Source organism: Planococcus sp. ISL-110, from assembly GCF_018613575.1.
In the GTDB taxonomy this organism is placed as follows: domain Bacteria; phylum Bacillota; class Bacilli; order Bacillales_A; family Planococcaceae; genus Planococcus.
The window spans coordinates 29,074-52,956 of record NZ_JAGGPX010000019.1; the positions used below are offsets into that span (position 1 = coordinate 29,074).

Sequence of the window (23,883 nt, forward strand, 5' to 3'; positions counted from 1 at the left end):
TGTCGCTGCACTGCTCCCTTGGGAGTCTTTACTGGTTTGCTCCATATCCTAGTGGTTAAGTAAAAAAATTCTCATTCATTGATGTTTAAATGACACTTAGAAGAAAGAGTGTTAGGCGGCGACTCCTGTGGGAACAGCGAAGCGATATAAAGGAGACCCCACAGGGCGTAAGCCCGAGGAGGCTCAGGGCTTCGTCGCAAACGAGTCAGGCACAGCCCGACTCGCTTTCTGCCGGAAAGCGTCCGTCTGGAGCGATTTTTTCAACTTCAAGTTTACTAATCAATGCGAAATTCTTTTTTAACACACAAAGTTACTATAAGTAAGAGATGAGTGGGTCTGGTGAACAATGAAGGCACAATGAAATCATTTATGAAAGGCGCGGTCCTGCTGACGATTGCAGGATTTATCGTTAAGCTGCTCAGTGCGGTCTACCGGGTGCCTTTCCAGAACCTCGTTGGAGACAAAGGCTTCTACATTTACCAGCAAGTGTATCCGTTTGTCGCCATTTTCGGCATCTGGACATCCTATGGCTTTGCAGTAGCGGTTTCAAAATTGTTGGCGGATACCGGCAGGCAGGAGCACGGGACGATTTTGCGCGTCGCATTCATGTATGTGGCTGCTATCTCCATTTCGGGATTTGTGCTGCTGTTTTTCGGCGCGGAACTGCTGGCAGGCTGGATGGGCGATGCGCAATTGGATCGCTTGCTGAAAGTCGGCGCGTTTTCAGTGTTGCTGATGGCACCGCTGGCTATACTGAAAGGCTATTTCCAGTCGCGAAATGACATGGTGCCAGTTGCCTATGCCCAGGTAATGGAGCAGGGGTTTCGTGTATCGATCATTTTAATCGGTACTTGGATTGTCATTTCGAGCGGTTTGTCATTGTACGCCGCAGGCCAGATGGCGATGCTTGGCGCAGTGATCGGAGGGCTAGGAGCAGTTGTCCTGTTGCTGGTCTATTTCCGCAGTCATTCGGATTTCCTGAAACAGCCTTCACAAATGCGAACCTGGCCAATCATTAAGGAGATGACCGCGGTCAGCTTGAGTGTCAGCATGAGTTCTTTGATCCTGCTGCTGTTTCAGCTGGTGGATTCGTTTACGGTATTCCGCCTACTGGAAGAAAGTGGAATATCGCGTCTTGCTGCCATGGAACAGAAGGGGATCTATGACCGCGGACAGCCACTGGTACAATTCGGCATTTTGATCGCCACTTCGCTGACCCTGGCAATTGTTCCGCTGGTGGCGCGGACTTCTAAAAAAAACGGTGGAAGGCCACCGGAAATTTATGCGCGCTTGGCGTTCCGTGTATCGTTCCTGTTTGCATTCGCTGCTGCTGCAGGGCTGACCTTCGTCATGCCTTATGTCAATGAAACTCTGTTCCAAACGCGCGAACAGTCGGGTGCACTGATCATCTTCAGCTGGCAGATCGTCTGGATGTCGCTGCTGCTGATCATGACGGCGATGCTTCATGGACTTGGCAAGGTGAGGGTTCCGGCTTTGTTGCTGGTTTCAGGCTTGGTGGTGAAAGTCGTCAGCAATTTGCTGTTGCTGCCTATTTGGGGAGTAATGGGAGCGGCTATTGCGGGAAATGTTGGCCTGGCGGTGATTGTGGCTGGGTTATTGTTGTATTTCAAAAAAGTCTGGCCGCTGCAGTTTGCGCCGATTTCTTATTACGGTTGGCTTTTTGGAGCCGCTGCGGCGATGTCAGCAGTAGTGCTGAGCTGGTCGATTCTAGCTGACAGCTATCTGTTTGACAGCTTGTCCAGCCGCTTAGGTGCTGCACTCACAACGGCAACCGCTATACCGCTCGGTGCTTTGGTATTCATGTCGCTGATTGGCAAAAGCCGCATCATCACAGAAAAAGAATGGTATATCATTCCGTTCGGCCGCAAGCTGGCAGGATTGCAATTAGCAATAAATTCAAAGAAAAAAGGTGAAAAGCGATGAATACCATTCACATAATCGGCCTTGGTGCTGGTGATTTAGACCAATTGCCGCTCGGCGTCTATAAAAAGCTGAAAGCTGCGGACAATTTATACGTACGGACCGAAGACCATCCGGTACTGGCAGAGCTGGCGCAGGAAGGTGTAACTTTTACGAGCTTTGACGCCGTTTATGAAAAGCACGACAGCTTCAGCCCGGTTTATGAAGAAATTGCGGAAACACTGATTGATCTATCCCTTCAGGCATCGGTCATTTATGCTGTGCCGGGACACCCCTTGGTGGCAGAGCAGACCGTGCAGAATTTGATTAGAGCCGAAAAGCAAGGGCTATGCCATTTGGCTATCGAAGGCGGACACAGTTTCCTGGATTCGCTGTTCGGTGCGCTTCGCATCGACCCAATTGAAGGCTTTCAATTAATGGATGGTACAGAAATGACCAGCGACCAAGTAAACATGACACAGCATCTGCTGATTGCCCAGGTCTATGACAGCTTCAGTGCATCAGAAGTCAAATTGACGCTGATGGAAAAATACCCGGACGATTACCCGGTGACCATCGTCACGGCTGCCGGTTCTAAAGACGAAGTACTGCGTACCGTGCCGCTTCATGAATTGGACCGCTCGGCAGAAGTCAACAACTTGACGACCGTCTATGTGCCGCCGGCAGCGGAACAAACGCAACGATTGAAGGAATGGCAGACATTCCGCAGCATCATCGCGAAGCTGAGAAGCCCTGAAGGTTGCCCGTGGGACCGCGAGCAGACGCATGAGTCGCTGAGTCCATTTTTGATTGAGGAAGCACACGAGCTGCTTCAGGCGATTCAGGAAGGTGACGATCGAGCGATCGCGGACGAATTGGGGGATGTGTTGCTGCAGGTGTTCCTGCATGCCCAAATTGGCCAGGATAACGGCTACTTCCAGTTGGAGGATGTGCTTGAATCCATCAGTGCGAAAATGATTCGCCGCCACCCCCATGTATTCGGCGATGTGACGGCGGAAGATGCCGATCAGGTTGTCGCCAATTGGCAGGAAATCAAAGCACAGGAAAACCGGGCTTCTGAGTCTTTATTAGAAGGCCAAGACCGTTTCAGTTCTTCCTTGACTACGTCGTTCAATTACCAGAAAAAAGCGGCGAAAGTCGGATTCAGCTGGCCGGATGCTGCTGGTGCTTGGGATAAATTCCATGAAGAATTGCAGGAGTTTCAACACGAAGTGGCGAAAGGTTCCAAAGCCAGCCAATTGGATGAACTTGGCGATTTGTTGTTCACCTTGGTGAATATTGCCCGTTTCTTCGACCTGTCACCAGAAGAAGCGATGATGCAGGCAAATCGGAAGTTCCAAACACGTTTCAGTTACGTGGAACAGCAGGTAAAACAGGGAACTGGAAACTTCAGCGATTACACGCTGGAGCAGCTGGATAGATTCTGGAACCAGGCCAAACTATTGGCAAGAAAGGAAGACTGACCATGCGCCTCGATAAATTTTTGAAAGTTTCACGTCTTATTAAACGCCGTACGTTAGCGAAGCAAGTTGCCGACCAAGGCCGCATCACCGTAAACGGCAACAAAGCGAAAGCCAGCTCAGTTATCAAAGAAAATGATGAGCTGCAAATCCGTTTCGGCCAAAAAGTTGTTATGGTGCGCATCGATAGGCTGAAAGAAGTAGCGAAAAAAGAAGAAGCGGCCAATATGTACACGATCCTGAAAGAAGAAAAGCTGGAAAAGGTTGAACCTGAGTTTATTGATGATGAAGCATAACAAGTTTTCAAAACCTGCCTTAAGCAGGTTTTTTTGTTTTTCTGAACAAAATGCACCATGGATAAAGCCGATTATTTTCTATATGATGAAAAAATAGCAAAAGATAAAGTCCTGAACAGGGACTTATTGAAAGGAAATGATGGGATTGCCAAAAATTTTAATGGGCAAGAAGCTTGGATTATCGGCCGCGGCGCTTTTGATAGCTGCTTCACTGCTGCCTCAGCAAGGAGTTGTGCCAATTGGCGTGAGCCAGGCCAGTGCGGCAAGTTCTTTTCAGGACGTCACCACTTTTAAGAAGGAAATCGATTATCTGGCAGGATTGGGCGTCATCAAAGGATTTCCGGGCGGCAGTTTTAAACCGGCAGCCACCATCACACGGCTGGATGCAGTGCGGATGATCTTGCGTGAGATGGAATCCGAAAAAACGGCTGCGCCCGATCCCGGTTTCGCCGACCTGAAATCCGGTTCTCCCGGATATGAAGAAGTCGCCAAAGCAGTGGAACTTGGGTTTATTGAAGGAAAAAAATCCAAGAGAGGGATAAAGTACTTTGATGCCAAAGCTGTCCTGACCCGAGCAGAAATGGCCAAAATCCTGACAGAAGCCTACAATTTAACAGCCAATAAAGGCATTTCCTTCACAGATGTCGGTTCGGCTTATTGGGCGAATGTATACATAAGCCGGTTGGCGACAGCCGGCATCACCAATGGTTTTCCAGGCGGGGCATTCAAGCCAAAAGAAGCTTTGCAGCGTCAGCATTTTGCGGGATTCATGGCACGGCTTTTAGCTCCTGCACAGTTTCCTCTTCCTGCAGCGCAGCCTGAAAAACCCGTTACTTACAAGACAAATGACCAATTGAACATGCGTTCGAAAGCGGGAGTAGGCAATCCGATTGTTGCCTCGATCCCTGAAGGCGCAACGGTCGAGTATCTTGGCAAAGAAGGCAATTGGTATAAAGTAGAATACGGTACAAAAGCTGGCTGGGTAAATTCGGCTTATTTGACCAAAGAAACACCAGGCAAATCTTCAGTTTATCCGGCACCTTCCATTGAGACACCGGGGACTTATGTGTCAGGTGTGTTGATTGTCAATAAAAATTACAGCCTGCCATCCAGTTACAATCCTGGTGTTAGCATCCTTGCCCAAAAAGCGGTTGACGCCATGATGATAGAGGCGAAAAAACAAGGGGTCCAACTGACTGCTTTCAGTACATTCCGCTCCTATAACCGCCAAAAAGAGCTATACACTAGTTATGTCAGCAAACATGGTGCAGCGGAAGCCAATCGCTTTAGTGCAAAACCCGGCCATAGCGAACACCAGACAGGCCTTGCCTTCGACTTTGGCGGCAGCGACCAGTCCAAATGGCTGAAGGAATCATTTGAAGCGACCAAAGAAGGAAAATGGCTCGCGGCCAACGCCCATAACTACGGTTTTATTCTCCGCTACCCTAAAGGCAAGGAAACCGTCACTGGCTATATGCACGAACCTTGGCATTATCGTTACCTCGGCTCTGAATTAGCTGGACAAGTGAAAGACAGCGGCAAGACCCTGGAAGAATACGTGAACAAGTAAAACAGAAAAACGCCTTAGGAATCGATCGATTCCTAAGGCGTTTTTTATCGCTTTTTATTTATCACCCATCAACGCAACAAGCACCGCTTTTTGCGCATGCAGCCGATTTTCCGATTCCTGGAAAATCACCGAATGCGGTCCTTCCAAAATACCGGTCGTCACTTCTTCTTCACGGTGGGCAGGCAGACAATGCATAAAGATATAATCTTCATTGGCATGTTTGACGAGTTCTTCGTTCACTTGGAAGCCCTGGAAATGCTGAAGGCGTTCAATCGTTTCCTGCTCCTGTCCCATACTGGCCCAGACATCCGTATAAATGATGTCACTTCCCGCAACCGCTTGTTCCGGGCTTTCGGTAATGTCAATGGTCGAGCCCGTATATTGTGCGATGTCTTTAGCCAAGGCTACCATTTCTGGAGTAGGCGCATAAGCGGCAGGCGATGCGATACTGATATCCATGCCAACTTTAGCAGCGCCGATCATCAACGAGTTGGCCATATTATTGCCGTCTCCGATATATGCCATTTTCTTGCCTTTCAACGTGCCGAAATGCTCGAGAATGGTCATCAGATCCGCCAGCACCTGACATGGATGATAGTCATCGGTCAATCCGTTGATGACCGGAATGGAACTAAAGTCCGCTAGTTCCTGGACAACGGATTGATGGAATGTGCGGATCATGAGTCCATCGAGATATCCTGACAGGACACGTCCGGTATCAGCAATAGTTTCGCCACGTCCCATTTGTGTGTCCTGAGAGCTCAGGAACATGGCATTGCCGCCAAGCTGAAGCATTCCGGCTTCAAATGAAACACGGGTACGGGTAGAGGATTTTTCGAAAATCATGCCCAGCACCTTGCCTTTTAAGAGTGGCAAATATTTATTTTCAGGTTTTTTCAGTTCAATTGCCAAGTGGAGCAAATCCATGATTTCGTCTGTGCTGTAATCTTTCAAGGACAGGAAATCTTCCTGGATAATCGAGGGGGCAAACGGGATCGCCATTGTCATTTTGCAAGCACTCCTTTCACTAATGCGGTAATGGATGAATAAGTTCCGTTAAAGGCAGCCACTGTTTCAGGGCGTGTCCAGACATGGAGACGGTGAATAGCAGCCTGCTTCGCGTTGGTACTTTCCGGGTCCGGGGCAAAGTCGATATATGCTTTTTTAGTTTCTGTTTTCAGCCACTCATCAAAAGGCATAAGTGGCTCAGTGACAATGCTGAAGCCGTGTGCTTCCCATAAAGCGCTATCCACTTGGTCAATTGACTGCTCTGCAACAAATACAGTTCCGCCGGAAGCAAGGTCCGCCAATTGGACAGAGGCACCACTTAAGGCTTTCGCCAATGCAATCTCCAGGTCCGGGCTTGAGCCAATCACTTCGCCTGTCGACATCATTTCAGGAGACAGGACAGGAGACAGTCCCGGCAATTTAATATGGGAGAAAACCGGTGCTTTAACTGTATACTCCGGCTGTCCATTATAGCTTTCTTCTATATGGAGCTCTTCGAAAGGAACTCCCAGCAATAACGCCGTAGCATGCTGCACGAGCGGCACATCCGTCACTTTCGAGCTGATTGGTGCTGTCCGCGATGCCCGTGGATTGATTTCCATAACGAATAATTGATCGCCTTCGTAGACAAATTGGATATTGAACAAGCCGGTATAAGCTATGTTTCTGGCGATATGCTTGGCGGTTTTCGAGAGCTCCTGAAGTGCCTGTTCCGTTAAGGAAACCGGCGGCGTAATGGAGATGCTGTCACCGGAGTGGACACCGGTTCCTTCAACATGCTCAAAAATGGCGGAGACCCAGACGTTTTCGCCGTCGGTCAGGATATCGGCCTCGACTTCTTTGCCGGTGACAAAATGATCGACCAGTACAGGAAATTCCATAGTCGTCTGCTGCAGCCAATCGCCAAGCTCCGTTTCATTGTGCAAAACGATCATGCCGCGTCCACCGATGACATAAGACGGGCGCAGTAGCACCGGAAATCCGAGTAGACGGGCTGCCGGTATGACAGCGGATGGTTCACTCGCTGTTTTGCCTGGAATGGTCGGCAAGCCGATCGATTCCAGGAACGCATAAAAACGGTCACGGTCTTCCATTTGATCCAGCAGGTCTACCGTCGATCCAAGAACCGTAATGCCCGCTTCCTGAAGGGCAGCTGCAACATTCAGCGAAGTTTGCCCACCGAACTGGAGAATGACTTGATTGATGCCTTCAAAATCCAGGACATTGAGAATGTCTTCCGGTGTCATCGGTTCAAAATACAGCGCGTCAGCCACTTCATAATCAGTGCTGACTGTTTCCGGGTTGTTGTTGATCATAATTGCTTCATAGCCGAGTTTCTGTGCTGCCATGACACTGTGTACACAGCAATAATCGAACTCGATGCCCTGTCCGATCCGAATCGGCCCGGATCCCACAACGGCCACTTTTTTCTTGTGGTGAGGGCGGCTGACATCGGAAGAGCCCTGCCATGTGGAATAAAAATAATTGGTATCCGACCGGAATTCAGCGGCACATGTATCGATCATTCTGTAAGCGGGCGTCACCTGCCAGATGCGGCGTTGTCCCCAAATCTCCGGGCAGGAGACATTCCAAAGATCAGCCAATTGCTGATCGCTGAAGCCAAGTGTCTTGGCCTGCAGCAGGCGGGAGCGGGTCATGCTATTCCAGTCCAGTTGCTGAAGCTCGTTCCACTCTGCAACGATATTGGCCATAACGGATAAGAAGTAAGGGGTGATGCCGGTGATGCTGTGCAGAAATTGAATGGTCTTGCCCCGCACAAGCAGTTCAAAAAGAACAAACAGCCGGCGGTCGTCGGCTTCAATTGCCAATTGGCATAAGCTTTCTGTAGAGAAACCGGCAAGTGCCGTCAGACGGAAGCCATCAATCGGCAACTCAAGTGAACGAATTGCTTTTTGCAGCGCGGCTTCCATACGCCGTTCAATCGCCATGACTTCACCGGTCGCTTTCATCTGTGTGCCCAGTCTGCGCTCTGCCTGTGGGAATTGATCGAATGGCCAACGGGGAATTTTAACAGCCACGTAATCCAACGCCGGTTCAAAGCTGGCAAATGTAGTGCCGGTCACCGGATTTTTCAGTTCGGCCAATTTATAGCCGATTGCTAACTTGGCAGCAATCTTGGCGATTGGGTAACCGGTCGCTTTTGAAGCGAGTGCCGAAGAACGGCTGACGCGTGGATTGACTTCGATCAGATAATAATCTGACGTTTCAGGGTGCAGCGCGAACTGGACATTGCAGGCACCAATAATGCCGAGCGCTTCAATGATGCGAATAGAAGAGCTGCGCAGCATATGGTAATCTTTATCATTCAAAGTCTGGCTTGGTGCCACAACAATCGAGTCGCCGGTATGTACGCCGACAGGATCCAAGTTTTCCATATTGCAGATGGTGATGCAGGTTCCGTCTGCATCACGCATGACCTCGTACTCGATTTCCTTGTAGCCGGCAATGCTGATTTCCACTAGGCACTGCTTGATGGGACTGGCGCTTAATCCTTGCTTTACCAGCTTAATGTAGGTTTTTTCATCTTCGGCAATTCCGCCGCCAAAGCCGCCAAGTGTATAAGCAGGGCGAACGATGAGGGGATAGCCGGCTAGAGCTGCAAACTCCAAAGCTCCTTCAATCGAGTAAATGATGTCGCTGTCTGGGACCGGTTCGTTTAGCTCATTCATCAAGGAGCGGAATTGTTCGCGGTCTTCAGCTTGTTTAATAGCTTTCATATCAGTGCCAAGCAGCGCGACGCTGTATTGTGCTAAAATGCCGGAATCAGATAAAGCCATCGCCAGATTCAGGCCGGTTTGTCCGCCGACTGTTGCAAGCAAGCCGTCCGGACGCTCTTTTTCGATGATGGCGGTGACGCTTTCCAAGGTCATCGGTTCAAAATAGACTTGATCAGAAACAGATTTATCGGTCATGATGGTCGCCGGGTTGTTGTTGATCAGCACTACATGAATGCCTTCTTCTTTCAAAGCTACACATGCCTGCGTGCCTGAATAATCGAATTCAGCTGCCTGGCCGATGACGATGGCTCCTGAACCGATGACCAGTACTTTTTTGATTTGTTCTTGCTTAGGCATGTATTTTCACTCTCTCTTTCTGTTGTGTTGCCGCTAGAAATTGATGGAACAGTTCAAGATGATCAGCAGGGCCGGGTGCCGCTTCCGGATGAAATTGGACCGTAGTCAAAGGCAAGGTCTTGTGAACGAGCCCTTCAATGCTGCCGTCGTTGACGTTTTCGTAAAGTACAGAAAATGGTGTATCCAGTAAACTGGCGCTTTCAACCACATAGCTGTGATTTTGCGAACTCATGCTTACCCGTTTTGTCCGCAGGTTCATGACAGGGTGATTGGCGCCGCGATGACCGTAAGCCAGTTTTGTGGTTTTGGCGCCAAAGGCTGAAGCGAGAACCTGGTGGCCGAGACAGATGCCGAAACTCGGGTAGCGTTCAGCCCAGTCGCGATAGGTAGAAAATAAATGCTTAAGGGCTTCCGGATCTCCAGGGCCGTTTGAAAAAAGCAAGCCATCTAGTCCCAGTGAATCGAGCGTTTCTGTCGATGTTGCGTATGGAATGATGCTGACTTTACAATCCAATTCGAGCAGTTCTTTTAAAATGGAAGATTTATAGTGGAAATCGATCAAGCCGATGTGGTTAGAACCGGAGCCTACGGTTTGGATGTCCTCAATTGTTGTAGTGGCCGGGAAGAAATAAGTTTGTACGGGTTCCCATGCCAATTCCGGGAGGGATGTGTGGGCCAGCTGCGATTGCATCGTTCCGGATTCGCGGATGTTTTGGATGACTGAACGCGTATCCACGCCACTCAAAATAGGGATCTTATGGCTGGCGGCAAATTTGGCAAGTGAAATTGCGTCTTTCCCGAGTGGACCCTCGTACAATCCGGCAACTACGATGCCTGCAGTCTGGATGCGGTCAGACTGTGCATAAAGAGACTGGATTCCGTATTGCCCAATCAGCGGATAAGAGAATATGATGATTTGGCCTTTGTAGGAAGGATCTGTCAAAACTTCTTCATAGCCGGTCATGCCCGTGAAAAAGACGACTTCTCCCTGAAGTGCGGAAGCTTCACCGTGCCACTGCCCTTTGAAAGCTTTTCCGTTTGATAACGTCAATAAACCTGTCATTTTCTTCACTCCCATTTTATTCAGTAATTTTGTATATTTATAAACTCTTAAATAATTTAAATTCGAAAAAACCATGGTAACATTCATTAAAAGATAATGATTAGTATTATATGTCTGTATAAAAATTAAGTCAACAGTATTTTTATTAATAAATAGAAAATGATTCAGCAGCTTATTTAAAGAAATGGAGTGAAAATAGGGGGAATTATTCAAAAAGCTTATAATATCAAGGGTTTTCATGTATAATAATGACAAAGTTAGTATGGAAGGAGAGCGGGTCATGAGTTTGAAGAGAGACAACAAGGCGGAAAATCGCGAAGTCACCTCAATTCGCAATGACTATGTCCGTTCGGTTGAAATGGAAGGGGAGCGCAAGAAGGCTCATCGAGTACGGTTGCTCAGAAGACTGACGGTGTTTGGAGTACTAGTCCTGATGGCGACGATTTGGGTTGGTTCGACCATTTATGCCCAGACGCAGACGATTTCTGAAAAAGAACAGCTTCGCGAAGAGACGTTGCTAAAACTTGAAGAAGTCGAAAAGGAACAAAGCCAGCTCGAAGAGCAGGTCCTGTTATTGAATGATGAAGAATACTTGGCTAAATTGGCACGTAAAGATTATTTTCTTTCAGATGAAGGAGAAATCATTTTCACCACACCGACTGACGAAAAAAAAGATGAAGAAAAAACTGCAGAAGAAGAGTAGTCGGTTGACACTCTTTTTTTGATGGTTATAATAAAAAGTGGGATAGGTCCCGCAAAATGACAGTGTGGCCCAGTATTTTGGAGTCATCTTAATTTTTAAGGAGGAGCATTTTTTTTATGTCGATTGAAGTAGGCAGCAAGTTAGAAGGTAAAGTCACAGGTATTACAAACTTTGGAGCATTTGTTCAGCTTCCAACTGGTGCAACAGGCCTCGTGCATATAAGTGAAGTCGCCGACAACTATGTAAAAGATATCAACGATCATCTAAAAGTTGGCGAAATGGTAGAAGTTAAAGTCATGAATGTAGAAGCAGACGGCAAGATCGGTCTGTCCATTCGTAAAGCGAAGCCACAACCACCCGGCGGCACAGAACGACCACAACGCCCACGCCCAAGTAATCGTTCATTTGAACGCGCTCCAAAGGAAAACTTTGAAACGAAAATGGCGAAGTTTCTTAAAGACAGCGAAGAAAACATGACGACCTTGAAGCGCGCTACGGAATCGAAACGCGGCGGCCGAGGAGCAAAAAGAGGCTAACTTGCTAGCTGTTTTAATAGTATAGGGAAATGCTTCAACGCAGCTGGAAATCTTTATTGAAACGCTTCTCACATGGGAAGCGTTTTTTTTAATCACATTCGGCTGGACTTATTCGGTATTTTTATGCAAAAAAAGCAAAAAAAGCAGCGCCCCTAATAGGACGATGCTTGGTGTTAAAGTCTTCAGTTTAAGAGTAATGGCGGCAGAGGGGATCGAACCCCCGACCTCACGGGTATGAACCGTACGCTCTAGCCAGCTGAGCTACGCCGCCTTGTTTAAACGAACATTTAACAGCATACTATTGAAAGGCAGACCTGTCAATTGCTATTTGAAAATATTTTTATCCTATTCTTCTGAAAGAGCCTGGTAGGAAGAACATAGGCAAGCGGGGTGAAATGAATGAAGAGCTTTCAGGAGCTAATGATGAAGTATATCCACAAGCACCAATTGCTTGATTCTGGAGACCTTGTTCTGGTCGGCTGTTCAGGAGGAATCGATTCGATGGTATTGCTTCATTTCTTGAATGCCAAAAAAGCTGAGCTTGGCATTTCAGTAGCGGCAGTCCATATCGACCATATGCTGAGGGGTGAGGAATCCCGGCAGGATCGTCTGTTTACAGAAGCAACAGCCAAACAGTGGGGAGTGGACTGCTTTAGCAGAGCCATCCCTATTCCTGACATCTGGAAAGAACAAGGCGGCAACAAGCAGCAACTGTGCCGTTCCGAACGTTATTCATATTTCCTTGAAATCATGGAAAAAACCGGTGCACCCAAAATAGCCACGGCCCATCATGCTGATGACCAACTCGAAACTATCCTTATGTCAGGGTTGAGGGGCAGTCTGCAGGACGGTGCTTTTGGAATTCAAGCCAGCCGACCATTTGGAGGCGGTTTATTGATCCGGCCCCAGTTGGCGGTGGATAAGGAACAAATTGCAGCATACGCCAATTTGCATAAAATTCCCCATCAGGAAGATTCAAGCAACGGAGAAGCGGCTTATACACGAAACCGGCTGCGCCAGCGGGTTTTGCCGCTGCTCAAAGACGAAAACAGAGAGGTCTCACGAAATTTCGTGGATTTGGCTGAAGATATGCAGCAGGATCAGCAATTTCTGCAAGAATTGGCTGAGGAGAAATTGCGGCACCTGATCCAAAGGAAAGAGCAAGGAATTGTTTTGTCTGCCAAAAGTTTCAGAGTTGAAGCGCGTGCTTTACAAAAAAGAATGGTTCTACTACTATTAAACTATCTATATAATCCGAAGCAAGTTCCAGTAACGAGACAGCTGGTAGAACAAATGCAGGAAATGATGCAAAGTTCTTCCGGTACCGTTTTTTTACATTTGCCGCAAAATTATATAGCGACCCGCCAATACGACATGGTTTCTCTTAATCGCCAATCGCCGGAACCAATTGCTGCAACAGCGCCTGTCATCATGGGGGCTGAATGGACGCCAATTTACTATGGACGCCGTTACAAAGTGATCCCTTTAGCGGGGGTGGAAAAAAATGAAGGTGCTTTAGTCTGGCACTTTCATGCGCCAGAAGATTCACGTTTCTTTTTAAGGGGCAGAAAACCAGGTGACCGGATTCAGCTTGCTGGAATGGTTCAGCCGAAGAAATTGGCGCGTTTGATGATTGATGAAAAAATCCCTGTGCCTATGAGAGAGAGTTGGCCTGTCATCACCACTGACAAAAACGAACTTTTATTAGTGCCAGGCCTGCGTCCATCTGCTAGGGTCAGTCTACAAAAACGCGACGGAGACAATTGGGTACTAATTGAACAATTTTTATAGAGTGCAAAACAAGGATTATTAGGAGGTCCACCATGCTACAGAACGACATTAAAGAAATATTGATCAGTGAAGAACGGCTCCAGGAAAAAGCACGTGAATTGGGAACGACCTTAACAGAGGATTATAAAGGCAAATATCCCTTGGCTATCGGGGTATTAAAAGGCGCTATGCCTTTCATGGGAGATTTGATGAAACGCGTTGATGGCTTTGTTGAAATGGATTTCATGGATGTTTCAAGCTATGGCAATGCCACGGTTTCTTCAGGAGAAGTTAAAATCATCAAAGATTTGAACGCCAGTGTCGAAGGGCGCGACCTGCTGATCATCGAAGACATCATCGACAGTGGGTTGACGCTCAGCTATTTAGTGGATCTGTTCAAATACCGGAAAGCTAAATCGATCAAGATTGTGACGTTGCTGGACAAGCCGACAGGACGCAAAGTGGACCTGAAAGCTGATTATGTCGGTTTTATCGTGCCGGATGCATTTGTCGTGGGCTACGGACTGGATTATGCAGAAAGATACCGGAATTTGCCGTATATCGGGATTCTGAAGCCTTCGGTTTACAGCGGGGAAGAAGAATAGACAACGATCGTTCACAGTCTATGGATTTATCAGCGGGAATAAGGCCTTTTCGTTGTATGCTTAAATGTTCCTATGGTAGTATTTAGTATAGTTTTAGGGCAACTTTATGAGGAGGCGCGGGATGAATCGGATATTTCGATACACCATATTTTATTTACTGATTTTCCTAGTTATTATCGGGATTCTGGGAACTTTCAACAATAGCAACCAGCCGACTGAAAATATAGGATATAACGAATTTTTAGAATCACTGGAAAATGGTGAAATTACGGAAGTAACCATCCAGCCAGAGGCAATGGTTTACGAAGTTACAGGCAAAATGCAAGGCTATGAAGAAGACCAGTCTTTTGTAACGAACATTCCTCTTGAAAACGAAGCATTGACAACTCAAATTGATGAAGTTGCCAGCTCGCAGGATGTGCAGGTTGAATTTTTGAAAGCTCCACAAACAAGTGGTTGGGTTTCATTTTTCACAGGCATCATTCCGTTCATCATCATCTTCATCCTTTTCTTCTTCTTACTTAACCAGTCACAAGGCGGCGGAGGCGGCCGTGTGATGAACTTCGGTAAAAGTAAAGCGAAGCTGTACGATGATCAAAAACAAAAAGTTCGCTTTGGTGATGTAGCTGGAGCAGATGAAGAGAAACAGGAACTTGTAGAAGTTGTTGATTTCCTGAAAGATCCGCGCAGATTTGCAGACATTGGCGCTCGCATTCCAAAAGGGATTTTACTTGTTGGACCTCCGGGTACCGGTAAAACCTTATTGGCACGTGCTGTTGCCGGTGAAGCAGGCGTTCCTTTCTTCTCAATCAGTGGTTCTGATTTTGTTGAAATGTTTGTCGGTGTCGGGGCTTCCCGAGTTCGTGATTTGTTTGAAAATGCCAAGAAAAACGCACCTTGTATCATTTTCATCGATGAAATTGACGCAGTCGGCCGCCAGCGTGGCGCCGGTCTCGGCGGTGGACACGATGAGCGTGAGCAGACACTGAACCAACTATTGGTTGAGATGGATGGCTTTGGTGCAAACGAAGGCGTCATTATTATTGCAGCAACTAACCGTCCGGATATTCTGGATCCCGCTTTGCTTCGTCCAGGACGTTTTGACCGTCAGATTACTGTAGGTCGTCCGGATGTTAAAGGCCGTGAAGAAGTGCTTAAAGTACATGCACGCAATAAACCACTTGACGAAAATGTTGATTTGAAAGCCATCGCTCAGCGGACACCTGGATTCTCGGGCGCCGATTTGGAGAACTTATTGAACGAAGCGGCACTTGTTGCAGCCCGTCGCAGTAAACTCAAAATCGACATGTCAGATCTTGATGAAGCATCTGACCGTGTTATTGCGGGTCCTGCTAAGAAAAATCGTGTCATTTCGAAAAAAGAACGAAATATCGTGGCTTTCCACGAATCTGGCCATACCGTTATCGGTTTAATATTAGATGATGCAGATATTGTCCATAAAGTAACCATCGTTCCTCGCGGCCAAGCTGGCGGCTATGCTGTCATGCTGCCGAGAGAAGATCGCTACTTTATGACGAAACCGGAATTGCTTGATAAAATTGCTGGATTACTCGGTGGACGTGTGGCTGAAGATCTTTCATTTGGTGAAGTATCGACCGGCGCCCATAACGATTTCCAGCGTGCAACAGCTATTGCCCGCAGCATGGTAACGGAATACGGGATGAGTGATAAGATTGGACCTGTCCAATTCGGTACGGCGCAAGGCGGAAATGTTTTCCTAGGCCGCGACTTTAACTCAGAGCAAAACTATTCCGATGCGATTGCCTTTGAAATCGATCAGGAAGTCCAACGCATCATCAAAGAGCAGTATATCCGTACGAAAGAGATTCTGACTAAACACCAGAACCTTCTGAAATTGATTGCAAATACATTGCTTGAAGTTGAAACTTTGGATGCTGCCCAGATTCTTCACTTGAAAGAACATGGAACGCTTCCTGAACGTTCGTATGATACATTGAACGGTGACTTTGGAGACGAAGACGCACCTGATTTGAAAAAAGACAGTGATGTTCCAGATGCAATAGGAGCACCAGCTGATCCTTCGGCGGGAGACCTGCCATCAGAAGAAGGCGAAGCAACTCCAGTAGGAGATCCGATTGAAGAAAAACGCAAATAAGCAAAATAATGAGCTGGTTGCCCATTCCCTTAAGAGGGAAGAAGCAACCAGCTTTTTGCTTTCCTAAAATTATGGTATGATGTGTTGGAAATTCGTCAATAAGTGAGGGCAAATTATGATTTTAGTATTGGATGCTGGAAATACGAATATTGTCCTGGGCGTATACAGCCAGGATCAGTTAATACATCATTGGCGCATGGAAACTCTCCGCCACAAAACAGAAGATGAATACGGGATGCAAATCAAAGCATTTTTGAACGATGCCGAATTAAGTTTTTCTTCCATAAATGGTGTCATTATGTCTTCTGTCGTTCCGCCCATCATGTCTGCACTTGAACGGATGTGCCAAAAATATTTCCAAGTAAAACCGATGATTGTCGGACCTGGTGTCAAAACCGGGCTCAATATCAAGTACGATAATCCCCGGGAAGTGGGTGCAGACCGTATTGTCAACGCAGTCGCGGCGATTCATGAGTACGGTTCTCCTTTGATCATCGTGGACTTTGGCACTGCTAATACTTTTTGTTATATTGATGAAAAGCAGCAATACATGGGAGGCGCCATCGCCCCAGGCATCAACATTTCAACAGAAGCACTGTATGCCAGAGCCTCGAAATTGCCAAGGATCGAAATCACTACACCAGATCAGGTGGTTGGCAAAAACACCATTTCCGCGATGCAATCTGGTATTGTCTACGGTTATGTAGGCCAGGCAGAAGGAATTGTGGCGCGGATGAAAAAGCAGAGCAAGGAAACGCCGACAGTCATTGCGACTGGAGGCATGGCTTCTGTGATTGCCCGCGAATCGACAGTTATTGATTACGTAGATCCTTTTTTGACCTTAAAAGGACTGTATTTAATTTACAAACGCAACCAAGCGTAAAGAAAGGAACGATAAATGTGTCAGATTATTTAGTTCGCGGCCTCGGTTTCAATGGGAGTGTCCGTGCATTTGCAGTAGACAGCACGAAAACAGTAGGGGAAGCGCAGCGTCGGCATATGATGTGGCCAACAGCGTCAGCAGCTTTAGGGCGTGCCATGACAGGTGGCGTCATGCTTGGCGCCATGCTGAAAGGTGACGATAAAGTAACGATTAAATTCGAAGGCGGCGGACCAATTGGTGCTTTGCTGGTGGACAGCAATGGAAAAGGTGGCGTCCGCGGATATGCCTCCAACCCTCAGGTTCATTTTGATTTGAATAAGCAAGGGAAATTGGACGTCAGCCGTGCAGTCGGCACTGACGGTATGATGTCGGTTGTCAAAGACTTAGGTATGCGTGATAATTTCACCGGCCAGACGCCGATCGTATCCGGAGAGATCGCTGAAGACTTCACTTATTATTTCGCAGTATCCGAGCAGGTTCCTTCTTCAGTTGGACTTGGCGTTCTAGTGGATACAGACAACTCGATTTTGGCAGCTGGCGGCTTTATCATTCAATTGATGCCGGATACAGATGATGAAACCATCACGAAAATCGAAGAGCGCCTGTCCAATATCGAACCTGTTTCCAAAATGATTCAGCGCGGACTGTCGCCTGAAGAAATTCTTGAAGCGGTACTCGGAGAAGGAAATGTCCAGATTCTTGATAAAATGCCGGTAAATTTCGAATGCAATTGTTCCAAAGACCGTTTTGCTACAGCTATTCTGGGGCTTGGGAAAAAAGAGATTCAAGACATGATCGATGAAGATGGGATGGCAGAAGCGCAATGCCATTTCTGCCTGCAGACGTATCAGTATTCTAAAGAGGAACTTGAGTCGTTTATCAATGAGCTCCAGTCATAACAACCGGCGACCTGTGCCACCGGCAGGTATAGGCAAGCCGAAAAGGCATTTAAAGACCAAGCCAGTACTATTAGTCATTGGAATCTTACTGCTGGCTAACTTACTATGGTTTATTGCGTGGCTGATTCCGAACGACGCGGGAAATGCAGAAGAAGTTGCCTCTGTCAGCGGAGAAGACATCACACGGGAAGAGTGGCTGGCTGCGATGGAAGAACAGCATGGGCGCGAAGCGCTCCTCGAACTGGTCAATGAAAAAGTGATGGCAACAGCGGCAAAGGATTATGGGATTGAAGTGAGCGACAAAGAAATCGATTTGGAACTGGCGCTGCTTCGTTCTTCGCAAGACACTACAGAAACGACATTATACGCGGCAGATGAAACACGCCAGCGTGAAAAAGTAGAAGCCCAATTGATTCTTGAAAAAGTACTGACTAAGGATATTGTCATCGAAGATAGTAAAATCAAGGCGTTCTATGATGATAACGAATCACTCTATGATATAAAAGACTCTTATCGGACACGTATGATCGTGCTGAACTCAGCAGCAGAAGCGGAAGAAACCATTGACGAACTTGAAAAAGGCTCTTCGTTCGAGGCAACTGCCCGCGAACGTTCGATCGACAGTGCGACCGGCAACCTCGGTGGAGATATTGGCTATATTTCCAGCGGTGAGCCCGGCGTAGATGCTAATATCGCTAGGACAGTGGCAGGAGTTGAAGTCGGCGACTGGTCGATTCCGCTGGCGCTAGAAGATGGTAGAACCGCTATTATTTCCGTCGCGGAAAAAGTGAGTGGCCAGACATTTACATTTGATGACGTAGCAGACCATATCAACCGTGAACTGGCTCTTAAACAATTGCCGCAAGCGGTCACTCCGGAAGCATTTTGGCAGGAATTCGATGCTGAATGGTTTTATGGAGAATAAGTTCCCAATAGACGTTTCGGTAACGAAACGTCTATTTTTTATGAATTCATACAATTTGACAAAGGATCCTCATTATTGATACCATTAGCTTTACTAAAGTCGACAAAATCACTAGGGATTAGGAGTGTTGAAAAATGGCACGTGTAGGAAATTCGATTACTGAATTGATTGGGCAAACACCGATTGTGAAATTAAATCGGTTGACAGGTCCTGAAGATGCGGATGTTTATTTGAAATTGGAATACTTCAATCCGGGTAGCAGCGTGAAAGACCGTATTGCACTTGCCATGATCGAAGCGGCTGAAAAGTCTGGAGACCTAAAAGAAGGCGATACCATCATTGAGCCGACAAGCGGCAACACAGGAATTGGTTTGGCGATGATTGCAGCAGCCAAAGGCTATAAATCGGTTTTGGTCATGCCTGAAACAATGAGTATGGAGCGCCGAAACTTATTGCGCGCATACGGAGCGGAATTGATTTTAACGCCAGGTGCAGATGGAATGAACGGACCTAATGGCGCCATCAAGACTGCGGAGAAAAAAGCCGCTGAAAATGGCTGGTTCATGCCTCAGCAGTTCAATAACGAAGCGAACCCGGAAGTACATCGTTTGACGACGGGTCCGGAAATCGTTGAAACGATGGGTGATCAATTGGACGCGTTTATTTCAGGAATCGGTACAGGCGGAACGATTACGGGCGCTGGCCAAGTATTGAAGGAGAAGTATCCTGGCATTCATATCGTGGCAGTAGAGCCTACTGACTCACCTGTCCTATCAGGAGGCAAGCCGGGACCGCATAAAATCCAGGGCATTGGAGCAGGGTTTGTACCTGCTGTATTGAATACCGAGATTTACAGCGAAATTATCCAGGTTACCAACGATCAATCCTATGCAACAGCACGACAGGCCGCGCGTGAAGAAGGCATTCTTGGAGGCGTATCTTCAGGTGCTGCGATTTATGCAGCTCTCCAAGTTGCTAAAAAGCTTGGCAAAGGCAAAAAAGTACTGGCGATTATTCCGTCCAACGGAGAACGCTATTTGAGTACACCGCTTTACCAATTCGACGAATCCAACTAAACACCAAGAAGAGTATGCCTTGCGGCTGCTCTTTTTTTATGGAACAAAACGGGTCAATTGCGGTAAGATGAAGGCGCACTTTTATTTCCCAGGAAATAGATATTTATTTAAAGTTTGGACGGTGAATTTTCATGAAAATCAATTTTGAAGATAAAACGCTGGTCATGGGCATATTGAATGTCACGCCGGATTCTTTTTCTGATGGAGGCAAGTATAATGGGGTGGAACAGGCGTTATTTCATGCTCGACAGATGATTTCGGATGGTGCGGATATCATCGATGTGGGGGGAGAGTCTACGCGTCCCGGCTATGTGCAGATCTCGGACGATGAAGAAATCGGGAGAATCGTTCCCGTGATTGAAGCTTTGCGGCAGCATTTTGATGTGCTGGTTTCCGTGGATACTTATAAATCGCAGGTAGCCGATGCAGCTATTGCTATAGGGGCCCATATTATCAATGATATTTGGGGGGCTAAATACGATCCAGCAATTGCGGATGTGGCAGCCAAGTGGAATGTGCCGATTATCTTGATGCATAACCGTAACAAAGCGTCATACTCAAATTTTCAGGAGGATATGATGCAGGACCTTACTGATAGCATCAGAATTTCCTTGAATGCCGGCGTACGCCAAGAAAATATTTGGCTTGATCCGGGCGTCGGATTTGCAAAATCCGTAGCACAAAATCTCGAAGCGATGCAATTGATTGGGCAGATGGCGGAATTAGGCTATCCGGTTCTTCTTGGTACATCAAGAAAATCCTTTATCGGAAAGATTTTAGACGCTACTGTCGATGAGCGCCTGGAAGGTTCACTTGCAACGGTTTGCTACGGCGTCAACCAGGGTTGTCATATCGTGCGGGTTCATGATGTAAAAGAAACCGTACGCGCGGTCCGCATGATGGATGCATTGACAGGCAAGCGCCCATATAAGGAGGAAAAGTAATGGATTTTATTCACGTGAACGATATGGAATTTTATGGCTACCATGGAGTATTTCCTGAGGAAACGAAGCTGGGCCAGCGATTTCGGCTGACGGTTTCATTGGCGGTGGATTTGCAGCTGGCTGGAGAGACGGATGCTCTGGAACATACGGTGCATTACGGAGAAGTCTACGAAGCCTGCCGGTCGATCGTAGAAGGCGAACCGAAAAAGTTGGTGGAAGCTGTAGCTGAAAGTGTGGCCGGCCGAATTCTTTCCGATTTTCCTTTGGTGCAAGGAATCCGTGTGCAGCTGATCAAACCAGATCCGCCGATCCCTGGTCATTACAAATCCGTGGCTATTGAATTGACGCGAGGAACATTCGCATGAACCAAAGTTATTTATCACTTGGCTCTAACATGGGGGACCGTTTCGATATGCTGCAGCAGGCAGTCTCACAGCTGACGGAACATCCTGCCATCACTGTCACCGGAATCTCTTCTCTCTATGAAACAGATCCTGTGGGCTTTACAGATCAGGACCCTTTCCTGAATATGGTCGTCCAGCTCGAAACGGAACTGGAGGCATTGGCGTTACTGGATACCTGCCAGGAAATCGAACAGAATTTAAATCGCAAGCGCCTCATCAGATGGGGCCCGCGGACAATTGATCTTGATATTTTGCTATACAATCAAGACAATTTGAAAACAGAGAAGCTTATTGTTCCGCATCCTAGGATGTATGAACGGGCTTTTGTTGTGGTTCCGTTGCTAGAAGTAAATCCAGATCTTGAAGTCCCAGGTGCTTTGGAAACAATTGGCGTTCGCTTATGGAGATCATATGGCAGTATGAAAGAATTTCTCCAAGACACGCACTAACGGCTATCAACCTCAAGCTGTCACAAATTTGTGGCTGCTTTTTTATGTAGTGTGGTAAGAAATTGTGTACAATAGAGAAATACGTGAATGAGATTGGCTTTTTATAGATAAAGGGAGTGTAGGACATGTCAGAAGAATTAAATGACCAATTATTGGTGAGACGCGAAAAAATGCAAGCGTTCCGTGACCACGGAATGGATCCGTTCGGCGGCCGCTTTGAACGAACACACCTTTCGCAGGAAATTATCGAGCAATATGGAGATCTTTCGAAAGAAGAACTTGAAGAAACTCCTTATGAAGTCGTTATTGCAGGACGGGTTATGACGAAGCGTGGAAAAGGAAAAGCAGGCTTTGCCCACATCCAGGATCTTAAAGGACAGATTCAAATCTATGTCCGAAAAGATACGATTGGCGAAGAGGCTTATGAATTTTATAATACAGTCGATTTGGGAGATATTCTCGGGATTAAAGGGACGGTTTTTAAAACCAACGTAGGGGAACTTTCGGTTAAAGCAAAAGAAGTGGTGTTTCTCACAAAGGCGTTGCGTCCATTGCCTGAAAAGTTCCATGGCTTAAAAGACGTAGAGCAGCGTTATCGCCAACGGTATTTAGATTTGTTGACAAGCGACGCCAGCAAAGAGACATTCATTCTGCGCAGCCGGATCATTCAATCGATGCGCCGTTACTTGGATAACGCAGGATTTTTAGAAGTCGAAACACCGATGCTTCATTCAATTGCAGGCGGAGCCACTGCAAAACCGTTTATTACACATCACAATGCATTGGATATGGAGTTGTATATCCGTATTGCAATTGAACTTCATTTGAAGCGTTTGATTGTCGGTGGCCTAGAGAAAGTTTATGAAATCGGCCGCGTCTTCCGCAATGAAGGGATATCGACTCGCCACAACCCTGAATTCACTATGCTGGAACTGTATGAAGCCTATGCAGATTATAATGACATCATGGCGCTTACTGAAAACTTAGTAGCACACATAGCGCAGGAAGTCCTTGGCACAACCACTGTACAATACGGAGAAGATGAAATTGACTTAGCGGTAGGCTGGAAACGACTACATATGGCTGATGCCGTAAAAGAATATACTGGTATTGATTTCTGGAAGCTGATGACAAAAGAAGAAGCGCATGCTTTAGCAAAAGAACGTAACATTGATGTGAAACCTACTATGGAAGCCGGACATATTTTAAATGAGTTCTTCGAACAAATAGTGGAAGAGCAATTAGTTCAACCAACGTTCATTTATGGACACCCAGTTGAAATTTCTCCTTTAGCTAAGAAGAATCCTGAAGACGAGCGGTTTACTGATCGCTTTGAACTGTTTATCGTTCGTCGGGAACATGCCAATGCATTTACGGAGTTAAATGATCCGATTGATCAGAGGCAGCGTTTTGAAGCTCAGTTGATTGAGAAGGCCGAAGGAAATGATGAAGCTCACGAAATGGACGAAGACTTTATTGAAGCATTGGAATACGGATTACCGCCAACAGGAGGATTAGGAATCGGTATTGACCGTTTAGTTATGTTGTTAACGAATTCCTCATCTATTAGAGATGTTTTGTTATTCCCACAAATGCGTCCAAAAGAATAAGGTATCTTTAGAGAATACCGATTTAAAGGGGTTTGTCCTTTAAATCGGTTTTTTTATAAAAAGAGCTTGTATCTAATTTGAGAAGATGCTATACTATTTCTTGTCGCGTTTTTCATAATAAAAGATGCGAAGAACATCGAAGTGAAATAGTTATTGACTTCTTAAAAGGAAGCTGGTAATATTGAAAAGTCGCTATTGAAGATGATAGTATGACAAATTGAACCTTGAAAACTGAACAGCAAAACGTCAACAAACAGCAACGGCCGTTGAACGCGGCCCGCGCACAACTTACTGATCAGCGTTATGCAGATCAAAGCGAATCGCGCGTCTTCGGACGGCGATACGCCAGCAAGTTAAGAGCAGTCAAATGTTCTCTATAATGGAGAGTTTGATCCTGGCTCAGGACGAACGCTGGCGGCGTGCCTAATACATGCAAGTCGAGCGGAACCATTGGAGCTTGCTCCATTTGGTTTAGCGGCGGACGGGTGAGTAACACGTGGGCAACCTGC

Annotated in this window: 20 protein-coding genes, 1 tRNA gene and 1 rRNA gene; 18 read left to right on the plus strand and 4 right to left on the minus strand. The window is 46.8% G+C overall.

Translation table 11 applies throughout. The features are described 5' to 3' along the window. Positions 1 to 339: 339 nt before the first annotated feature. The 4 genes from J7I83_RS13365 (at position 340) to J7I83_RS13380 (ending at position 5,267) form a co-directional block, all read left to right on the plus strand. Positions 340 to 1,944 carry a putative polysaccharide biosynthesis protein gene (locus J7I83_RS13365; RefSeq protein ID WP_215101528.1) on the plus strand — a complete coding sequence of 535 codons (1,605 nt, stop codon included), beginning with the start codon at positions 340 to 342 and terminating at the stop codon, positions 1,942 to 1,944. Continuing rightward, positions 1,941 to 3,404 carry a bifunctional methyltransferase/pyrophosphohydrolase YabN gene (gene yabN / locus J7I83_RS13370; protein ID WP_215101530.1) on the plus strand — a complete coding sequence of 488 codons (1,464 nt, stop codon included), beginning with the start codon at positions 1,941 to 1,943 and terminating at the stop codon, positions 3,402 to 3,404. Before J7I83_RS13365 ends, yabN begins: the two co-directional genes overlap by 4 nt. A 2-nt stretch (positions 3,405 to 3,406) precedes the next feature. Further along, complete coding sequence (locus tag J7I83_RS13375) at positions 3,407 to 3,697, plus strand: RNA-binding S4 domain-containing protein (protein WP_215101532.1); 291 nt, start codon at positions 3,407 to 3,409, stop codon at positions 3,695 to 3,697. A 139-nt stretch (positions 3,698 to 3,836) separates the two neighbouring features. Next, positions 3,837 to 5,267, plus strand: a complete 1,431-nt coding sequence (locus J7I83_RS13380; RefSeq protein WP_215101534.1) for a D-alanyl-D-alanine carboxypeptidase family protein — start codon at positions 3,837 to 3,839, stop codon at positions 5,265 to 5,267. Positions 5,268 to 5,321: 54 nt separating this feature from the next. Here the strand turns inward: J7I83_RS13380 and argF are convergent, their stop codons facing one another. From argF to J7I83_RS13395, 3 genes are read right to left on the minus strand one after another with little or no spacing between them, the layout of a single operon-like run. Continuing rightward, complete coding sequence (argF, locus tag J7I83_RS13385; RefSeq protein ID WP_215101536.1) at positions 5,322 to 6,275, minus strand: ornithine carbamoyltransferase; 954 nt, start codon at positions 6,273 to 6,275, stop codon at positions 5,322 to 5,324. Then, entirely contained in the window at positions 6,272 to 9,370 is a 3,099-nt protein-coding gene (locus J7I83_RS13390) for a carbamoyl-phosphate synthase (glutamine-hydrolyzing) large subunit (protein WP_215101537.1), read from the minus strand. The genes argF and J7I83_RS13390 overlap by 4 nt, the downstream gene beginning before the upstream one ends. Then, positions 9,363 to 10,433: a carbamoyl phosphate synthase small subunit gene (locus tag J7I83_RS13395; protein ID WP_215101538.1), complete on the minus strand. Its 1,071-nt coding sequence runs from the start codon at positions 10,431 to 10,433 to the stop codon at positions 9,363 to 9,365. The genes J7I83_RS13390 and J7I83_RS13395 overlap by 8 nt, the downstream gene beginning before the upstream one ends. 280 nt (positions 10,434 to 10,713) lie before the next feature. On the opposite strand from J7I83_RS13395, the gene J7I83_RS13400 reads away from it, so the two are divergent. Next, complete coding sequence (locus tag J7I83_RS13400) at positions 10,714 to 11,136, plus strand: FtsB family cell division protein (protein WP_215101539.1); 423 nt, start codon at positions 10,714 to 10,716, stop codon at positions 11,134 to 11,136. A gap of 116 nt (positions 11,137 to 11,252) precedes the next feature. Next, on the plus strand, positions 11,253 to 11,672 hold the full coding sequence (locus J7I83_RS13405; RefSeq protein ID WP_065536328.1) for a S1 domain-containing RNA-binding protein: 420 nt from the start codon (positions 11,253 to 11,255) through the stop codon (positions 11,670 to 11,672). 197 nt (positions 11,673 to 11,869) lie between these two features. Here the strand turns inward: J7I83_RS13405 and J7I83_RS13410 are convergent. Beyond that, a tRNA-Met gene (locus tag J7I83_RS13410) sits at positions 11,870 to 11,943 on the minus strand. 152 nt (positions 11,944 to 12,095) lie between these two features. Here J7I83_RS13410 and tilS point away from each other — a divergent pair. The 12 genes from tilS to J7I83_RS13470 form a co-directional block, all read left to right on the plus strand. Then, a complete protein-coding gene (gene tilS, locus J7I83_RS13415) occupies positions 12,096 to 13,463 on the plus strand; it encodes a tRNA lysidine(34) synthetase TilS (RefSeq protein ID WP_251047649.1) in 1,368 nt (455 codons plus the stop codon). A gap of 32 nt (positions 13,464 to 13,495) precedes the next feature. Next, complete coding sequence (hpt, locus tag J7I83_RS13420; RefSeq protein WP_215101541.1) at positions 13,496 to 14,047, plus strand: hypoxanthine phosphoribosyltransferase; 552 nt, start codon at positions 13,496 to 13,498, stop codon at positions 14,045 to 14,047. Between the two features lie 121 nt (positions 14,048 to 14,168). After that, positions 14,169 to 16,184, plus strand: a complete 2,016-nt coding sequence (ftsH, locus tag J7I83_RS13425) for an ATP-dependent zinc metalloprotease FtsH (RefSeq protein WP_215101542.1) — start codon at positions 14,169 to 14,171, stop codon at positions 16,182 to 16,184. Between the two features lie 115 nt (positions 16,185 to 16,299). Continuing rightward, positions 16,300 to 17,067, plus strand: coding sequence for a type III pantothenate kinase (locus J7I83_RS13430; RefSeq protein ID WP_215101544.1), 768 nt, complete (start codon positions 16,300 to 16,302; stop codon positions 17,065 to 17,067). 17 nt (positions 17,068 to 17,084) lie between these two features. Beyond that, the gene (hslO, locus tag J7I83_RS13435; protein ID WP_215101546.1) at positions 17,085 to 17,966 is read left to right on the plus strand and encodes an Hsp33 family molecular chaperone HslO; all 882 of its coding nucleotides are present in this window, start codon (positions 17,085 to 17,087) and stop codon (positions 17,964 to 17,966) included. Next, entirely contained in the window at positions 17,950 to 18,891 is a 942-nt protein-coding gene (locus J7I83_RS13440; protein ID WP_215101548.1) for a peptidyl-prolyl cis-trans isomerase, read from the plus strand. Before hslO ends, J7I83_RS13440 begins: the two co-directional genes overlap by 17 nt. A gap of 134 nt (positions 18,892 to 19,025) precedes the next feature. Beyond that, entirely contained in the window at positions 19,026 to 19,967 is a 942-nt protein-coding gene (cysK, locus tag J7I83_RS13445) for a cysteine synthase A (protein WP_215101550.1), read from the plus strand. Positions 19,968 to 20,098: 131 nt separating this feature from the next. Further along, positions 20,099 to 20,911 carry a dihydropteroate synthase gene (gene folP, locus J7I83_RS13450; RefSeq protein ID WP_215101552.1) on the plus strand — a complete coding sequence of 271 codons (813 nt, stop codon included), beginning with the start codon at positions 20,099 to 20,101 and terminating at the stop codon, positions 20,909 to 20,911. Beyond that, entirely contained in the window at positions 20,911 to 21,276 is a 366-nt protein-coding gene (gene folB / locus J7I83_RS13455) for a dihydroneopterin aldolase (protein ID WP_215101554.1), read from the plus strand. The genes folP and folB overlap by 1 nt, the downstream gene beginning before the upstream one ends. Beyond that, a complete protein-coding gene (gene folK, locus J7I83_RS13460; protein WP_215101556.1) occupies positions 21,273 to 21,764 on the plus strand; it encodes a 2-amino-4-hydroxy-6-hydroxymethyldihydropteridine diphosphokinase in 492 nt (163 codons plus the stop codon). Before folB ends, folK begins: the two co-directional genes overlap by 4 nt. A 125-nt stretch (positions 21,765 to 21,889) precedes the next feature. Then, positions 21,890 to 23,374: a lysine--tRNA ligase gene (lysS, locus tag J7I83_RS13465; protein WP_215101558.1), complete on the plus strand. Its 1,485-nt coding sequence runs from the start codon at positions 21,890 to 21,892 to the stop codon at positions 23,372 to 23,374. Positions 23,375 to 23,750: 376 nt separating this feature from the next. After that, positions 23,751 to 23,883: ribosomal RNA gene (locus J7I83_RS13470) — 16S ribosomal RNA — on the plus strand; the annotation flags it as partial.

Excerpts from the sequence above, each read along its gene's own strand:
- yabN (WP_215101530.1), top strand. The coding sequence starts at position 1,941 with ATGAATACCATTCACATAATCGGCCTTGGTGCTGGTGATTTAGACCAA.
- J7I83_RS13375 (WP_215101532.1), top strand. The coding sequence starts at position 3,407 with ATGCGCCTCGATAAATTTTTGAAAGTTTCACGTCTTATTAAACGCCGT.
- J7I83_RS13380 (WP_215101534.1), top strand. The coding sequence starts at position 3,837 with ATGGGATTGCCAAAAATTTTAATGGGCAAGAAGCTTGGATTATCGGCC.
- argF (WP_215101536.1), bottom strand. The coding sequence starts at position 6,275 with ATGACAATGGCGATCCCGTTTGCCCCCTCGATTATCCAGGAAGATTTC.
- J7I83_RS13390 (WP_215101537.1), bottom strand. The coding sequence starts at position 9,370 with ATGCCTAAGCAAGAACAAATCAAAAAAGTACTGGTCATCGGTTCAGGA.
- J7I83_RS13395 (WP_215101538.1), bottom strand. The coding sequence starts at position 10,433 with ATGACAGGTTTATTGACGTTATCAAACGGAAAAGCTTTCAAAGGGCAG.
- J7I83_RS13400 (WP_215101539.1), top strand. The coding sequence starts at position 10,714 with ATGAGTTTGAAGAGAGACAACAAGGCGGAAAATCGCGAAGTCACCTCA.
- J7I83_RS13405 (WP_065536328.1), top strand. The coding sequence starts at position 11,253 with ATGTCGATTGAAGTAGGCAGCAAGTTAGAAGGTAAAGTCACAGGTATT.
- tilS (WP_251047649.1), top strand. The coding sequence starts at position 12,096 with ATGAAGTATATCCACAAGCACCAATTGCTTGATTCTGGAGACCTTGTT.
- hpt (WP_215101541.1), top strand. The coding sequence starts at position 13,496 with ATGCTACAGAACGACATTAAAGAAATATTGATCAGTGAAGAACGGCTC.
- ftsH (WP_215101542.1), top strand. The coding sequence starts at position 14,169 with ATGAATCGGATATTTCGATACACCATATTTTATTTACTGATTTTCCTA.
- J7I83_RS13430 (WP_215101544.1), top strand. The coding sequence starts at position 16,300 with ATGATTTTAGTATTGGATGCTGGAAATACGAATATTGTCCTGGGCGTA.
- J7I83_RS13440 (WP_215101548.1), top strand. The coding sequence starts at position 17,950 with ATGAGCTCCAGTCATAACAACCGGCGACCTGTGCCACCGGCAGGTATA.
- cysK (WP_215101550.1), top strand. The coding sequence starts at position 19,026 with ATGGCACGTGTAGGAAATTCGATTACTGAATTGATTGGGCAAACACCG.
- folP (WP_215101552.1), top strand. The coding sequence starts at position 20,099 with ATGAAAATCAATTTTGAAGATAAAACGCTGGTCATGGGCATATTGAAT.
- folB (WP_215101554.1), top strand. The coding sequence starts at position 20,911 with ATGGATTTTATTCACGTGAACGATATGGAATTTTATGGCTACCATGGA.
- folK (WP_215101556.1), top strand. The coding sequence starts at position 21,273 with ATGAACCAAAGTTATTTATCACTTGGCTCTAACATGGGGGACCGTTTC.
- lysS (WP_215101558.1), top strand. The coding sequence starts at position 21,890 with ATGTCAGAAGAATTAAATGACCAATTATTGGTGAGACGCGAAAAAATG.